Origin of the sequence: Pseudomonas fluorescens (genome assembly GCF_001623525.1) — a bacterium.
Taxonomy (GTDB): Bacteria; Pseudomonadota; Gammaproteobacteria; order Pseudomonadales; family Pseudomonadaceae; genus Aquipseudomonas; species Aquipseudomonas fluorescens_Q.
The window spans coordinates 781,111-795,849 of sequence record NZ_CP015225.1; the positions used below are offsets into that span (position 1 = coordinate 781,111).

Genomic DNA, 14,739 nt, shown 5'->3' on the forward strand with positions numbered 1-14,739 from the left:
CGATCCTCAGTAATAGACCTGGGGAACGGTCAGGTTGGCCGGCGGGATGTCGCTGCCCACCCATTTGACGAACAGTTCCTTGTAGCGACCCGTGCGCACCTGCTGGTTGACGAACAGGTTGAGGTAGTTGAGCAGGCCGTATTCGCTGCGCTTGGCACCGAGGGACACATAGTCGATGACGTAGGGCGCGTCACCGGCGATCTTCAGGCCCTTGTACTTGCCCGACTTGATGGTCGCGGCGGCCACGGTGTTAGTCACCACGGTGGCATCGATGTGCCCCTGGGCGACGGCCAGCAAGGTGTCGTTCTGCGACTGGTAGGCGCGGAAGCTGCCACTGCCCCAGCTCTTCTGGTCCTTCTCCAGGGCGATGGCTTCGTAGGTGCTGCTGGTATTGCCCAGGGCTTTGCCCTTGAGGTCGGCGTAGCTGTTGATGCCGGTGTTGTCGCGGGTCAGCACGACCATCTGGAAGGCGAAGTAGGGCACGGTCAGGCCCACGGTCTTGGCCCGCTCCAAGGTGTCGGATGTGGAGGCGACGATGACATCGGCGCGACCGGACAGCAGCGCGGGGATTCGGTCGGAGAATGGGGTTTCCACCACTTCGGCATCTACACCGAGGACCTTCGCCAGATCGTTGCAATAGTCCACGTCGAATCCCGCCGGTTTATTGCTTTCGTCGCGAAAGCCCATCGGGGGGAAGTCCAGGGTCACGGCGCAACGCAGCTTGCCGGAGCCGATGATGTCATCGAGCTTGTCGGCGTGGGCGGGGGCGATGAAAAGCGGAGTGAGGACAACGCTGAGGGCTACGGCCAATGCAGGGTTTTTCATAAATGCCTCGCTGTCGAATAAATGCGGTGAGATATCGTATTGAGGATTTCGTATACGATATTAGATAAGCAATCAGCGTGCCTGTTTCTGGTAGCGCCACAGCAATGCCACCGGAGGGCTGGACTAGAGGCTTTCATGCCGGGCGGTAACCAGCAGGGCAAGGGTGGTGCTGGCGCCAGGGTGTTACAGATGGGAGCACCCACGGGGCTCGATGCCCCAAGAGGGAACAAGGGTCAGCGCTGATTCTCGCGATATTGGCTGGGGGACAGGCTGGTCAGGGCCCGGAACTGGCGGCTGAAGGCGCTGTGGTCGGTGTAACCGCAGCGCAGGGCGATCTCGGTGATCGGCAGGTCTTTGTCGAGTAACAGCCGCGAGGCTTCTTCCAGCCGTGCCTTGTGAATCATCTGTCGCGGCGTGAGTTGGAAGATGCGTTTGCAGTGCCGCTCCAATTGCGCCACCGACAATTCGGCAATGGCGGTCAGCTCGGCAAGGCTGATGGGGCGGGCGAAGTGCTGCTTGATATGGGCGTCCACCGCCGCCAGTTTGTGGAACGCCGGATGGCCCGATTGCGGCAGTTGCAGGTCGCGGGAAATACCGGCCAGGCCGACGATCTGGCCGTTTGGATCGTGCAGGGCGAGCTTGTGGGTCAGGCACCATACAGGTTGGTTGCCGTAATACAAATGCAGTTCGAGCTGGTCGGCCAACTCCCGCCCGCTGGCCAGCACCCGGCGGTCCTGTTCGGTGTACAGCGGGCCGAAGCGCTCGGGGAACACCTGTTCGGCGGTGAGGCCGAGCAGGTCGCCGCTGTGTTTGAAACCGCAGCGGCGGGCCAGGGTCTGGTTGACGAAGGCGTAGCGGGCCTGCTTGTCCTTGATGAAAAACACCACGTCCGCGAGGGTATCCAGCAGCGGGGCGATGGGCTGCAGGCTGCGCAGCAGGGTGTCGAGGTCGCAGGGGGCGAAGGGGGTGAGCGAGGGGTACATGGCCGACGTCGTCTTTTTTGTGGGAGCGATGGCGGAGTGTCAATCGAAAATGCGCCGTCTGTCACGCCGCTATCGCGAGCAGGCTCGCTCCCACCGGGGATTGGGGTGAGTGCAGATCAGTCAGGTGGGTGGGGTTTCTTCCAGGGCCAGCAAGGTTTCGATCCGCGCCGGGCTGAAGGGCGGGCGGGGGGCGGGCGGTGTCCAGCCGAACAGGTGTTCCAGGGCGGCGCCGCACACTCGGCCCTGGCAGGCGCCCATGCCGCAGCGGCTTGCCAGTTTTGCTTCGCGCCAGTTTTCGTGGCCGACCAGTTCGCCGTACGGTACGTCTTCGCAGCGGCAGACCAGGGTGTCGCTGCGGGCCAGGGCCTTGAGCCGTGGATCGAGGACGAAGGCCTGGTTCAATGCCCCGGCGAAACTCTGCCAACGTGCGCGGCGCGGCCACAGTTGCTGGGCAGCCGCGCTATTGCCGACGGCGGCATGGCCGGCGATGGCGCCTTCCACCAGCGCCAGTTCGCTGCCGCCGAAACCGGTGCATTCGCCTGCCGCATAATGTTCATGGCGAGTGGTCGCTTGCCAGGCGTCAACCGCCAGCGCCTGGTCTTCAACCGCGCAACCCAGGGCCTGGCCTAATTGGGTATTGGGAATGAGCCCGAAACCACAGGCGAGCCGGTCGCAGGCCAATTCAATCGTCTTGCCTTGCTGATACAGGCGCACGCCCTCCAGCCGTTCCCGACCGAGCGCTTCCACCACGTGGGTGTCGGTGCGGTAGTGCCGGTCGAACAGACTGAACGATTGGAAAAACTTCCCCGGCCAGCGCGGCAGTTGTGCGGCGAAACCGGCGACGGCGCCGCGACGGGCCTGCTCGGCGATGCGCAGCACCTGTGCACCTTGATGCTTTGCCGTGGCGGCGCTGGCCAGCAGCAAGGGGCCGCTGCCGGCGATGACCAGCCGTTCGCCGCGCACCGGCAAGCCACCCTTGATCAGCGCCTGCAAGCCGCCAGCACCGGTCACGCCGGGGAGTGTCCAGCCGGGAAACGGGAGCAGTCGTTCGCGGGCACCGGTGCAGAGAATCAAGCGCTCGTAGCTGATTTGCCAGCCGCGCTCGGCATCTTCCACCAGCAAGGTTTTATCCGCCGCGCAGGCGATCACACGGGTGCCGGCATGGCAACGTACGTTGGCGCAGGTTTGCAGTTGCTCGCGCAGGCGTCGGGCGGCGCTGTGCAGGTTGGCCTGGGGGCCGTCGCGCCAGATCTGCCCACCGGGCAGCGGGTTGTCGTCCAGCAGCACGATGCGCGCGCCGCTGCTGGCTGCGGCGAGGGCGGCGGCCATGCCGGCGGGGCCGGCGCCGATGATCAGCAGGTCGGTGGTTTCGTTCATGGTCGGGTCTGGACCTGCATGCCGTCGAGGCACAAGGTCTGGCAGGCCAGGCGTCGACGACCGTCGATCAGCACCCGGCACTCCTGGCAGATACCCATGCCGCACAAGGGCGCACGGCGCTGGCCGCTGACCGAGGTGCGACTGCAACCATCCGCGCCCAGCGCCAATGCCGCCGCGACGCTGGTGCCGTTGGCCACTGACAATGGGTGGCCGTCGAGGAATAGATCAGGCATGGGAGCAATCCTCCAGGGGTAAAGGGATATCAGCGCCAAACGCCCATCCCGTGGCGAGGGAGCTTGCTCCCGCTGGGGCGCGCAGCGGCCTCGACAACGATCTGACAACTCGGTGTGTCAGGCCAATCCAGGGGACTGCTGCGCAATCCAGCGGGAGCAAGCTCCCTCGCCACAAGGACTTGTGTCGGGCTTCAGGCATGGGCCGGCTCTCCAAGAAAACGCTGCGGCAGGTAAGCTTGAGGCGCCAGCGGCGAGGTTTCGTTGAACAGTTGGGCGACCAGCAGGTCAGCCGTCGCCGGTGCCGTGGTGACCCCCAGGCCTTCATGACCCACCGCCAGCCACAGTCCCTGGCGCTGTGGATGTTGGCCCACCAGGGGTAAGCCGTCGGGGCTCGCTGCGCGAAAACCGGTCCAGGCCCTGATGCCGTTCAGATGCGCCAATCCTGGCAGGTATTCGACGGCGCGCTTGAGCATCTTCGCCAGCATCCAGCCTTCCACCTGAGGGTCAAGCGTGCCGAACTGCCGCGAGGCGCCAATGAACAATTGCCCGGTCGGGCGCGGCTGTATATTGCACGCCACTGACGGTCCGCTGGCGTTATGGGCGCTGGTGACGTAGCCCAGTTCCACCAGGGTGTGGGTGACGGTAGCGGGGTAGCGGTCGGTGATCAGCAGGTGGCCCTTCTTCGGCACGATCGGCAGCTCCGGGCACAATTCAGTGGCCTGGATGCCATTGGCGAGGACCACCGCTTCGGCGCTCAACCAGCGACCGTCATCAAGGCGCACGCGATGGCCGTCAACTTCGCTGACCTGCGCCCGTTGCTGGCGAATGTTGGGCGCGTCCAGCATCCAGCGCGCGGCCGCCGGGGCATAGAGGATGCCGTCACCCTTGATCAGCAGCCCACCTTCCAGCCCCGGGCGCAGCTCGGGTTCACGCTGATGCAGCGCGGCGTGGCCGATCAGTTCACAGGCTTCGCCATGGGCCAGCAGGTTCAGGTATTTGCTATGGGCCACCGCCATTTCTTCGGCATTGGCCGCCAGCCACAAGGTGCCGTTGTTGCGCCAGGCGCAGCCGTCGGGCAGGGCTGGGGCCAGCTCGCGCCAGCGTTGCAGGGAATATTGACTGAGGGCCAGCTCCGCCGGGTTGTCATCGAGCACCAGCAGGTGCCCCATGCCGGCCGCCGTGGCGCCGTGCCAACCGGCGTCCAGCACCAACACGTTGACGTTGCGTCGGGCCAATGCCTGGGCACAGGCCGCACCGATGATGCCCGCGCCGATGATGATCACGTCGGCGACATGGCCCTCGCTCACGGACGAATGCCCCAGGCGAACGGGTCATCGGCTTCGATGATCAGTGTGGTTTCGGCGCTGATGTAGGCGCGACCGCGAATGGTCGGCACGATGCGCTCGCCCGAGCGCTCGTAGGAGCCCTCGAACTCGCTGCCAATGACACTGGCCTGGCGCCAGATCTGGCCGGGTTGCAGTTTTCCATCGGCCGCCAGGCACGCCAGTTTGGCGCTGGTGCCGGTGCCGCAAGGGGAGCGGTCATAGGCCTTGCCCGGGCAGAGTACGAAGTTGCGGCTGTCGGCTTGCGGGTCGTCGGCAAACAGTTCGATGTGGTCGATCAAGCCGCCGTCCTCGCCGCGAAAACCCTGCTGCTCCAAGGCTTGCTGTACGGCGTAGGTGTAGGCGGTCAACGCGTCGAGGTTATCGCCGGCCACGCGTTGGCCATGTTCGGCGATCAGGAAAAACCAGTTGCCGCCCCAGGCCACGTCGCCCACCACCTGACCGATGCCGGGCACCTCCAGGGCCAGTGCCTTGCGGTAACGGTAGGCCGGCACGTTGCGCACGCTGACCGAGCGGTCTTCGTGCAAGGTTGCCTGTACCGTGCCCACCGGGGTTTCGATGCTGTGCACGCCGGGGCCGATCCTGCCCAGGTGGGCCAGTGACGCCACCAGGCCGATGGTGCCGTGGCCGCACATGCCCAGGTAGCCGCTGTTGTTGAAAAAGATCACGCCGGCACAGGCGCTGGGGTCCACCGGCTCGCAGAGCAGCGCCCCCACCAGCACATCGCTGCCCCGCGGTTCCAGCACGCAGGCGGTGCGCCAGGCGTCGTGTTCCGTGGCCAGGCGTTGCTTGCGCTCGGCCATGCTGCCCTGGCCCAGGTCAGGAAAACCGTCGGTGACCAGTCGGGTCGGTTCGCCGCCGGTATGGGAGTCGATCACGGTGATGCGTTTCATGGGAGGGCCACGTCCGTTCAGGTGAATGACGGTAAGCGTGGCCCGCGCCAGGGGGCGACGGCTTGATAGTTTTACCTGTCGCCGATGACGAAATCGGCACAGTGCTGGCCCATCAATGGCTGGACGGCAGGAACTTGAACAAGGTCTCGCAGACCCCGGCGATGTGTTCGTCCAGCAGCATCACTGCTCGCTCGACGTCACCGGCGCGGCAGGCCTTGATGATTTCCCGGTGCTCGTGATCGGCGCGCTCCTTGCCGGCCGAAAGGCTCATCTGCATGCGCAAATAACGCTCCAGCTTGTCGTGGACCGAGCGGATCAGACTCACCATGAACGGCCGCTGCGCCGGTTCGTAGAGGCAGGCATGCAGCTGCCAGTTCAGTTCCGCCCAACGCCCTACGTCGTCTTCACCGATGAACTCCCGGCAGATGCTTTCGGCGCGGGCGAAGGTGGCTTCGGTCATGTTGGGAATCGCCAGGCGCAGTACTTTGTCTTCCAGCAGCATCCGCACTTCGAACATTTGCGCCAGCTCCGCCTCGGAAATGCGCGTCACCATCGCCCCGCGATTGCGCTGGAACATCACCAGGCCTTCGGCCTCCAGGCGCTTGAGGGCTTCGCGTACGGGGATCTTGCTGACGTTGAACTGCCGGGCGATGTCATCCTGGCGAATAGGCTCGTCCTCGGCAAAGTGCCCAGCCACGATGGCATCGCGCAGATGGCGGGTGATGATTTCCGAGGTGGAAGGGGTGTTGCCCAGATCAGGCAGGTTGAACTTGGATAAAGTCACGGCGGCGGGTCGTTCGGCTTAGGTGGGGATATGGTATACGACTTTGCCGAGCGCGGTGTCGAGCTGTCCAAGGCTTCCCCAATCCTTCAGTCAGCCTCCGTGGCGAGGGAGCTTGCTCCCGCTCGATTGCGCAGCAATCGCAGAATGTTGGGGTCGCTGCGCAACCCAGCGGGAGCAAGCTCCCTCGCCACAGGTTGGTTGTTTCAGCCGTGGGACAGGTGGCTCACATAAGCCTCGGTCCGGACGATGCGCCATCCGGTAACAGACACCCCAGCCAATAACGCCAGGCCGAACACGATCAACGCCACGTCCGCGCCGAAATGATCGGCCAGCAACCCGGTCACCACCACCGGGATGCTGAACCCGACATAGGCGAACAGGAAAAAACCGGCACTGACCCGGGCCTTTTCCGCGCCAGCCAAGGCCGTGACGGCCGACAACCCACCCAGGTACAGGAAACCGTAGCAAGCGCTGCTGGCGCCCAGCGCTCCCAGCAACACGGCGAGCAGGGAGCCGGCGCTCGCGCCCCAGGCCAGCAACGCGTAGCTCGCAGGCAGGATCAACAGGCCCAAGCCCGTGGCCCTGGCCGGCTGCATGCGTCGAACCCAGGGCTGGAAGAGCAAGCCGCAACTGATCACCGTAAAGGTCGACAGGCCCGACCAACGCTGCAAGTCGTGGGTCGCCAGCACTGATGGCAATATGGCGATGACCAGACCCGAGGTCGCCCAGGCCAACAGCATGGAAAAACTGTAGGGCAGGCTGCCGGCGGGAAACAACGGCAGGCGCAGCAACGGTGCATCTTTGATTTTCAGCGCCGGGTCCGGTAACCGCCAGACCACCACCATTGCCATGGCAGCCAACATCAGCTGCAACCAGAAGCTGCCGGGCGTGGCGCTGTGATGGACGAACAGGAACAGACTGGTCAACGCCGCGCCCAGGCCAAAGCCCAGGGAGGTGCTGGCGGTGACCCGGTTGGCCGGCGAGCGCGGATCGCGGGTTGCCATGAGCTCGGCCATATAGGCGGTTGATGTGGCTGAGGCCAGCCCTGTGCCGACCCCCATCATCAGGCGCGCCACGCCCAGGGCTTCCAGGCTCGGCCAGAGCAGTGTCACCAGCGTCGCCAGCATCGACAGCCCGAGGGCGACCAGGATCAACGGCTTGCGTCCCACCCGGTCGGCCAGCCCGCCGAACGCCAGCAGGACCGGCAGTACGCCCAGCACATAACCGGAAAACGCCACCGCCGTGGCTCCGGCCCCGTAGCCGGACAACTGCGCGTAGGTGGTGTACAGCGGCGCCTGCAGGTTGACCGCAAGGGTGATCAGGCAAAGGCCGAAAGCCAGTCCCCAGGAATGTCGATGCGATGGGTTCAAGGGTGTTCCTTAGAGGGTGTGCATGAAGTCTCGAGGACTATCACTGCCGGGCACAGCGCAAACAAGGAACAGACCCAGGCCATTTGTGCTTAACTGTTCGCTCGAAATCCGAGAACACTTAGCCAAGAGTGCCAGCCGTGGACCTGAAGATTGATCGCAACGTTGCCGAGCCTGTGATCCGGCAGCTCGTGACGCACCTCATGGGCTGGATCAACGCCCATGGCATCCGCCCCGGTGCGCGCATGCCGTCCATTCGTCAACTGGCCCGGGAAAACAGCTTGAGCCTGTCGAGCGTGATCAAGGCCTATGACCAACTCGTTGCCAGCGGGGTGCTGGAGTCTCGACATGGCGCGGGTTTTTTTGTCGCGCAGCAGTTGTTCCGGCCCGTGGAGCCGGAGCCGGAAACGGATAACGCGCGGTGGCGGTTGTTCGACAATGAGTCGACGCAGCTCAAGCTGGGGTGTGGCTGGCTGCCCGATGCCTGGCGCGACGACACCGACCTGGGCCAGGCGATCCGCCAAGTGGTGCGCAGCGACAACCATGCGTTGTTCAACTACAGCACCCCGCTGGGCTCGCCTCATCTGCGCCTGCACCTTCAAAAGCGCCTGGGCCTGATCGATATTCATGTCGACCCGACGCAAATCATCACCACCCAAGGCGCCAGCCAGGGCCTCGACCTGCTGGTGCGAACCCTGCTCAAGCCCGGTGACCTGGTGCTGGTGGAAAGTCCTGGCTACTACAACCTGTTCAATCTGCTGAAGCTGCATGGGGTCAAGACCGTGGCGGTGCCGAGAACCGCCCAAGGCCCGGACATCGCCCGCCTGGAACAGCTTCTCGGCGAGCATAAGCCCTCGTATTTCTTCATCAACAGCATGTACCAGAACCCCACTGGCACCAGCCTGGCGCCAAGCGTGGCTTATCGTCTGCTGCAACTGGCAACGGCCCATGACTTTCGCCTCATCGAGGACGACATCTACGCCGATTTCCAGAATGGTCCGACCTCACGCCTGGCCTCCCTGGATGCCCTGGACCGGGTGATCTACCTGGCGAGTTTTTCCAAGACGCTGTCCAGTTCGCTGCGCATCGGTTACGTGGTCGCCCATCCCGAGATCATCCAGCGCCTGGCCGAAGTCAAGATGATTACCGGCATCGGTTGTTCGCTGCTGGCAGAAAACGTGGTGGCGACGTTGCTGGCCAACGGTGCTTATCGCAAGTTGATCCAGCGCTTGCGCCAGCGCCTGAACAAGCAGATGGCAAGTACGCTGCGCCAACTGGACCCAGCCCACTGGGAGGTGTTTGCCGAGCCGCTGGGGGGGATGTTCGTCTGGGCCAGGCCTCGGTACCTGGCGGCACAACGGGTGCAGCAGATCGCCCGGGAGCTGAAAATCCAACTGTCCCAAGGCTCGACGTTCCTGCCCCAGGGCGAGGCGTGCGATTGGTTGCGGTTGAATGTGGCCTATACCCAGGATCATCGGGCGCAGGTGTTCTTCCAGCGGGTGGAGCAGGAGTCGACTGCGGTGGCTCAGTAGGGTTTGGGAGATTGTTCTGCGTCATCGCGAGCAATCCCCTGTGGAGCAAAGCTTGCTCGCGATGACGGACTGACCGGTCACAAAAAATATCGACGTTAATGGGAATAGATATCAAACAGAAATGAGTTGCTGTATCTTTCGCGACACATTCTTGTCAGCCTCCCGACGTGGAGGCTTTTTTCCATTAGGATTGTGCATCGATGCGTCGGATTCTCGTTTCACTGTGTGTGCTCCAGGCTTATTCCGTTTCCACTTGGGCTGAACAGCCAGTCCCTGCCAAGCCGGCTTCCCTTGAGTTGCAAGCCACGGATATCGTCGGTAGCGCCGACTATGAATCAGCACAGGGACCGGTGAAGGGCTATCACGCCACCCGTTCGGCCAGTGCCACCCGTACCGACACGGCGATCCATGAAACCCCGCAATCCATTTCCGTGGTGTCTCGCGACGTCGTCGAAGACCTTGGCGCCACGCGTCTGCAGGACGCCCTCGATTACGCTGGAGGAGTCGGCCGGGGTAACAACTTCGGCGGCCAGGGCCTGACTACTTTCACCGTACGCGGTTTCACTACCGGAGAGTTCTACCGCAACGGTTTCCCGATCAACCGTGGCTACCCGAACATGCCTGACGCCAACACCATCGAGCGGCTGGAGGTCTTGCGCGGCCCGGCCACCATGCTCTATGGCCGGGGCGATCCCGGCGGTACCTTCAACGTGGTGTCCAAGCAGCCGTTGGCCGAGCGCACGGTGACCCTGGGTAGCCAGGTCAGCGACCAGGGGATGCGTCGCGGTACGCTGGACGCGTCCGGTCCGTTGGATGAAGAAGGGCGCCTGGCTTATCGCCTGAACGTGATCGGCGAGGGCGGCGACACGTTCCGCGATCACGTCGAGACCGAGCGTTACGGCGTTGCACCCGTGGTGTCCTGGCAGGTCAACGACACCACGCGCCTGACCTTCGAAGGCGACTTCATGCGCAACAATGCGCCGCTGGACCGTGGCTTGACTCATTACGCCGGCCAGCGCGGCACCGCGTCGCGGGATACGTTCTTCGGTGAAAAAGACGTCGGCAAGCTGCATAACGACAACAACATGCTGCAGGTGCGTTTCGAGCACATGCTCAACGACGACTGGACCCTGGCCGGCGGTACCCAATGGCTCGACGGCACCTTGCAGGGCAATGCCATCGAAGGCAACGGCATCGCCGCCGATGGACGCACCCTGGGTCGCAACTTCAACTACCGTAAGCTGGAGTGGACCGACCGCGACACCCAACTCAACCTCACCGGGCATTTTTCCACTGGCGGGTTCGAGCACACGTTGCTGACGGGTATCGAGTATGAAGACTACGACTACCAGTCCATCATCCAGCGTTCCTCCGGCGCTGTCGGGGCCTACCCGATCGATATCTTCGACCCGGTGTATGGCCAGCCACGCCCGGCATTGACGCGCAAGCCCACCGATGACCAGGAAAACCTCAAGACGTTTGGCGTGTTCGTCCAGGATCAGGTGACGCTGACTGAGCGCTTGAAGTTGTTGGCTGGGGCGCGTTTCGAGCGGTTCGAGCATAAGTACGAGAATTTTGCTACCGCCAATGGTGACTGGGATGCCAGCCATAACGCCGTCACTCCGCGTCTGGGAGTGATCTACGACTTGACCGACACGGTGGCTGTCTACGCGAATACGGCTCGTTCTTTCAAACCCAACACCGGACGCAATGCGCAGGGTGGTGGATTCAAGCCTGAAGAGGGCAAATCTTATGAAATGGGCATCAAGTGGGAAGCGCTGGATCGTCAGGTAAGCGTAGATGCCGCGGTGTACCAAATCGAAAAACGCAATGTGCTCACCTCAGATCCACAGGACTCGACACTTAATGTGGCCGCCGGTGAAGTACGGAGTCGTGGTTTTGACCTGAACGTGGCGGGAAACCTGACGCCGGAATGGCGCGTGATCGGCGGCTACGCTTATGTGGACGCCGAAGTGGTCAAGGACAACACCTTCGAGAAGGGTAGCCGACTGCTCAACGTACCAAGGAACAGCTTCAGCCTGTTGAACGTCTATGAGTTCCAGGACGGAGGCCTTAAAGGGCTGGGCTTGGGACTGGGGGCCAGGTACGTCGATGAGCGGGCCGGGAAGATGGGCGTCAACCCGTTTTCCATGGACAGCTACACCGTCGTGGACCTGCTCGGTTACTACAAGGTCAACGAGCGGATCCGCCTCAACCTGGACCTGAAGAATCTGTTTGACGCCGACTACGAAGAGGGTGCATTCGGGGGCGTCTATGCCTACCCAGGCGCACCGCGAACCGTGCAGGCCGGCATCTCCTACACGCTCTGAATTCGATGCGTCATGAAAACCCCGAAGGTTCTGCCTTCGGGGTTTTCTTTTTACCACTTGCCTCTTTACCACTTGCCTGTGCTCATCCCGCCGTCCACCGGCAGTATCGCGCCAGTCGTGAAATCGGCGCCCGCCAGGTACAACACGGCCTCGGCAATTTCCTCGATGGTGCCCACGCGACCGGCTGGGGCCAGGTTGTCGAGGAATGCGCGGTGCGCCGGGTCGTGCATGGGCGTGTCGATGATGCCGGGGGCGACCGCGTTGACCTTGATGTTGTGGGGCGACAGCTCCAGGGCCAGGGCGCGGGTCATCTGGTTGACGCCGCCCTTGATCAACACCGGCAGTGCTGCCGGCACCTGGATGTTCGGTTGCAGGGCCACGGCGGCTGAAATGTTGATGATGAAGCCTTGCTGGCGCCCGATCATGTGCGCGGCAGCGGCCTGGCTGGCGTAGACCAGACCCTTGAGGTTGGTGTCCAGTAGCGCGTCCAAATCCTGGGGGCTGTATTCGACGAAGGGTTTTGGCAGGAAGAAGCCGGCGTTGTTCACCAGCCCGTCAACGGTGCCAAACGCCGCGACGGCTTGGGTGATGAGGGCGGTTGAAGTGGTCGGGTCAGCGATGTCGCCGGCCACGCCGATGAAGCCTGCCGGGTGGCCGAGGTCAGCGGCGGCAGCCTCCAGGCCGGACGGGGAGCGGGCATTGCCCACCACGTTATAACCCCGACCCAGGAACGCTTTGACCAAACCCAGGCCGATCCCGCTGGAAGCGCCGGTGATGATGACGGTTTTTTTGAGGCTCATGATTGACTCCTGATCACATTGAGTTGAACCGGTGCGCCTGTGTTGGCGGTGGTTGAGTTCAGGGTATTGATGCGCCAGGGTTTGATAAATAAGGCTTCTGGTACTTGAGTTGATACGTCGTGTAATCAATGGTCGGGGCCGCACACAATGTTCCCGGCTGATCGCAAACCCAGGTTCGCCGGTAACGCTCACAGGATTGTCGCAGGCAGAAAAAAGCCCGGTCAGTTGGACCGGGCTTGGGAGGGGCAGGGCGTTATTCCTTGGGAAGACTTCGATACTCCGTCGTCGTCATCCCCGCGTATCCCCAGTTATCCGTGTCGACTTCCTCGATCACGATGTGGGTCAAATGCGGGTCCTTGCCCAGTACGCGCTGGAGGGTTTCGGTGATTTCGGAAATCACCTGGGCTTTCTGTTCACGGGTGACGCCGTCTCGGGTAATTCGCACATTGACGAAAGGCATGTTGCACTCCAACTGATGGAAATGAGCGCAGGACAACCCTGCGCGGTGGAAGGCCACTGTATTTATACGCCGCAGACTGATAAACAGGCCTTTGGAAACTTCAGTTGATACGCGGTGTAATGAATCATGAAGCGTCATTTCGAAGACCTGCAGTTGGGCAGCATAGAACTGTTCTGCCTGGCGGCGGAGGCGGGCAGCTTCACGGCGGCGGCGCAGTTGGCGGGGGTTACCCCGGCGGCGGTGAGCCGCTCGATCTTTCGCCTGGAAGAGCGCCTGGGTTCAAGGCTTTTCGTGCGCACCACCCGCAGCATCCGCCTGACCGAAGCCGGCAAGACCTATTTCGAGCAATGTCGGCAGGCGTTGACGCAACTGGTCGAGGCGCAACAGGAAATGATGGGCGCGCAATCGGTGCCGTCCGGGCAACTGCGCATCAGCCTGCCCACCACGTATGGTCATCATCGGATATTGCCCTTGCTGCCGGCTTTCCGGGCATTGTATCCGCAGGTCAGCGTCGACCTTCACTTGAGCAATCGAAACATCGATTTCGTTGCCGAAGGTTATGACCTCGCCATCCGGGTGCGGGCCCAGCCGGACTCCTCCATGATCGCCAGGTTGTTGGAAGACGCGAATCTGGCGGTGGTCGCCTCACCGGACTACCTGCGCAAGGCCGGCACGCCGCAGACCCTTGAAGACCTGGACGATCACGAGTGCATCCAGTTCGAATTGCCCAGCAGCGGACGACGGATTTCCTGGTTGTTCAAGGTGGATGGCAAGGAGAAGGAGGTATTCGGCCAAGGCAACTATTGCTGTTCGGATGATGTGCTGGGTGGGGTGACGCTGGCCAAGCATGGCGCTGGGTTGTTCCAGACCTACAAATTCATCGTTAAGCAGGAACTGGCCAACGGGCAACTGGTAGAGGTGCTTGCACCCTTCGCGGGGCGCTCACGGCCGTTCACCTTGCTGTATCCCCATGGCCGGTATGTGCCGCAGCGTGTGCGCGCTTTTGTGGATTTCCTGCTGCAGTACCGAGAGCAGTGGGCCGCGGATTGAGGTGATTGTGATCTGTGGCGAGGGGATTTATCCCCGCTGGACTGCGAAGCAGTCCCAACAGCAGCGATGCAATCAATCAGGCGCATCGAAGTATCAGGTTCAGGGCTGCTTTGCAGCCCAGCGGGGATAAATCCCCTCGCCACAATGAATCACAGCGCCTTCAAGTTGACAGGACGCTTTGCGCGGAAAATTTTTCTGTCAGAACCGAAACGCCTGACGGCCAATCAGCAGCCACTTGCCATTCTTCTGCTTCTGCCAGATCTGGAAGTTCTCGATTTCCGTCGGAACCACTTCGGTGCCCTTGAGCGCCTGGGCCGAGAAGTGGTTGCGCACCAGCGCTACGTCACCGGACAAGGTGATTTTCTGGTTCTGCATTTCCAGGGTCTTGAACGCGCTCTTGCCCGTTTCGATGTCGGCGATGAAGGCTTTCTTGTCCTGGATATTGCCGCTGGAGTGCCCGTAGGTCAGGTTCTCGGCGGCCAGTGCCTGGAGTTGTGGGATGTCTTTGTGCAGCATGGCTTGGGTCAGGTGGTCGACGGCCTCGGCCACTTCCTGCTCGGCCGAAGAAGGGGCTGCCGCTGCGTAGCCGCTGAACAGGCACAAGAAGCTGACGATCAATGTCGCTTTTTTCATGGAGATTTCCTTGTTGTTGTAGGTATCCGGAACATACAAGCGCTTGCGCTCATCGGTCATCGTACAACTTGTCGAAGGCAACGGGAATAGCCAGACAGCTAGGCCATTTGTGAAATCAGCCAGGTCTGG

General features: G+C 62.4%; 14 protein-coding genes. 3 read left to right on the plus strand and 11 right to left on the minus strand.

Features of this window, described 5'->3' with window-relative positions:
* Nucleotides 1-6: 6 nt before the first annotated feature.
* From TK06_RS03345 to TK06_RS03380, 8 genes are all read right to left on the minus strand, one after another.
* A complete protein-coding gene (locus tag TK06_RS03345; protein ID WP_063320811.1) occupies nt 7-825 on the minus strand; it encodes a transporter substrate-binding domain-containing protein in 819 nt (272 codons plus the stop codon).
* A 233-nt stretch (nt 826-1,058) separates the two neighbouring features.
* Nucleotides 1,059-1,808 (minus strand): AraC family transcriptional regulator, encoded by a 750-nt coding sequence (locus tag TK06_RS03350; RefSeq protein WP_063320812.1) that lies wholly within the window; start codon nt 1,806-1,808, stop codon nt 1,059-1,061.
* A 120-nt stretch (nt 1,809-1,928) separates the two neighbouring features.
* Nucleotides 1,929-3,185, minus strand: a complete 1,257-nt coding sequence (locus tag TK06_RS03355) for an NAD(P)/FAD-dependent oxidoreductase (RefSeq protein ID WP_063320813.1) — start codon at nt 3,183-3,185, stop codon at nt 1,929-1,931.
* Entirely contained in the window at nt 3,182-3,418 is a 237-nt protein-coding gene (locus TK06_RS03360; RefSeq protein ID WP_063320814.1) for a 2Fe-2S iron-sulfur cluster-binding protein, read from the minus strand. The genes TK06_RS03355 and TK06_RS03360 overlap by 4 nt, the downstream gene beginning before the upstream one ends.
* Before the next feature lie 191 nt (nt 3,419-3,609).
* On the minus strand, nt 3,610-4,725 hold the full coding sequence (locus TK06_RS03365) for an NAD(P)/FAD-dependent oxidoreductase (protein WP_063320815.1): 1,116 nt from the start codon (nt 4,723-4,725) through the stop codon (nt 3,610-3,612).
* Entirely contained in the window at nt 4,722-5,654 is a 933-nt protein-coding gene (locus TK06_RS03370) for a 4-hydroxyproline epimerase (RefSeq protein ID WP_063320816.1), read from the minus strand. Before TK06_RS03370 ends, TK06_RS03365 begins: the two co-directional genes overlap by 4 nt.
* Before the next feature lie 112 nt (nt 5,655-5,766).
* Nucleotides 5,767-6,438 (minus strand): GntR family transcriptional regulator, encoded by a 672-nt coding sequence (locus TK06_RS03375; protein ID WP_063320817.1) that lies wholly within the window; start codon nt 6,436-6,438, stop codon nt 5,767-5,769.
* 203 nt (nt 6,439-6,641) lie between these two features.
* Complete coding sequence (locus TK06_RS03380) at nt 6,642-7,808, minus strand: MFS transporter (RefSeq protein ID WP_063320818.1); 1,167 nt, start codon at nt 7,806-7,808, stop codon at nt 6,642-6,644.
* Between the two features lie 137 nt (nt 7,809-7,945).
* Here TK06_RS03380 and TK06_RS03385 point away from each other — a divergent pair, with 137 nt between their 5' ends.
* Both TK06_RS03385 and TK06_RS03390 read left to right on the plus strand, forming a co-directional pair.
* Nucleotides 7,946-9,337 (plus strand): PLP-dependent aminotransferase family protein, encoded by a 1,392-nt coding sequence (locus TK06_RS03385; protein WP_063320819.1) that lies wholly within the window; start codon nt 7,946-7,948, stop codon nt 9,335-9,337.
* A 200-nt stretch (nt 9,338-9,537) separates the two neighbouring features.
* Nucleotides 9,538-11,667 carry a TonB-dependent siderophore receptor gene (locus tag TK06_RS03390; protein WP_063320820.1) on the plus strand — a complete coding sequence of 710 codons (2,130 nt, stop codon included), beginning with the start codon at nt 9,538-9,540 and terminating at the stop codon, nt 11,665-11,667.
* Nucleotides 11,668-11,732: 65 nt separating this feature from the next.
* On the opposite strand, the gene TK06_RS03395 is transcribed toward TK06_RS03390, so the two are convergent.
* Nucleotides 11,733-12,467: an SDR family NAD(P)-dependent oxidoreductase gene (locus TK06_RS03395; RefSeq protein WP_063320821.1), complete on the minus strand. Its 735-nt coding sequence runs from the start codon at nt 12,465-12,467 to the stop codon at nt 11,733-11,735.
* A 253-nt stretch (nt 12,468-12,720) separates the two neighbouring features.
* Nucleotides 12,721-12,927: a tautomerase family protein gene (locus TK06_RS03400; protein ID WP_025213530.1), complete on the minus strand. Its 207-nt coding sequence runs from the start codon at nt 12,925-12,927 to the stop codon at nt 12,721-12,723.
* Nucleotides 12,928-13,053: 126 nt separating this feature from the next.
* On the opposite strand from TK06_RS03400, the gene TK06_RS03405 reads away from it, so the two are divergent.
* Nucleotides 13,054-13,977, plus strand: coding sequence for a LysR family transcriptional regulator (locus TK06_RS03405; protein ID WP_063320822.1), 924 nt, complete (start codon nt 13,054-13,056; stop codon nt 13,975-13,977).
* Between the two features lie 198 nt (nt 13,978-14,175).
* On the opposite strand, the gene TK06_RS03410 is transcribed toward TK06_RS03405, so the two are convergent.
* Entirely contained in the window at nt 14,176-14,610 is a 435-nt protein-coding gene (locus TK06_RS03410) for a nuclear transport factor 2 family protein (protein ID WP_063325053.1), read from the minus strand.
* Nucleotides 14,611-14,739 lie beyond the last annotated feature (129 nt).

Bases quoted from the DNA above. Each gene is read 5' to 3' on its own strand.
- TK06_RS03345 (WP_063320811.1), bottom strand. From the start codon at position 825: ATGAAAAACCCTGCATTGGCCGTAGCCCTCAGCGTTGTCCTCACTCCG.
- TK06_RS03350 (WP_063320812.1), bottom strand. From the start codon at position 1,808: ATGTACCCCTCGCTCACCCCCTTCGCCCCCTGCGACCTCGACACCCTG.
- TK06_RS03355 (WP_063320813.1), bottom strand. From the start codon at position 3,185: ATGAACGAAACCACCGACCTGCTGATCATCGGCGCCGGCCCCGCCGGC.
- TK06_RS03360 (WP_063320814.1), bottom strand. From the start codon at position 3,418: ATGCCTGATCTATTCCTCGACGGCCACCCATTGTCAGTGGCCAACGGC.
- TK06_RS03370 (WP_063320816.1), bottom strand. From the start codon at position 5,654: ATGAAACGCATCACCGTGATCGACTCCCATACCGGCGGCGAACCGACC.
- TK06_RS03390 (WP_063320820.1), top strand. From the start codon at position 9,538: ATGCGTCGGATTCTCGTTTCACTGTGTGTGCTCCAGGCTTATTCCGTT.
- TK06_RS03395 (WP_063320821.1), bottom strand. From the start codon at position 12,467: ATGAGCCTCAAAAAAACCGTCATCATCACCGGCGCTTCCAGCGGGATC.
- TK06_RS03400 (WP_025213530.1), bottom strand. From the start codon at position 12,927: ATGCCTTTCGTCAATGTGCGAATTACCCGAGACGGCGTCACCCGTGAA.
- TK06_RS03405 (WP_063320822.1), top strand. From the start codon at position 13,054: ATGAAGCGTCATTTCGAAGACCTGCAGTTGGGCAGCATAGAACTGTTC.
- TK06_RS03410 (WP_063325053.1), bottom strand. From the start codon at position 14,610: ATGAAAAAAGCGACATTGATCGTCAGCTTCTTGTGCCTGTTCAGCGGC.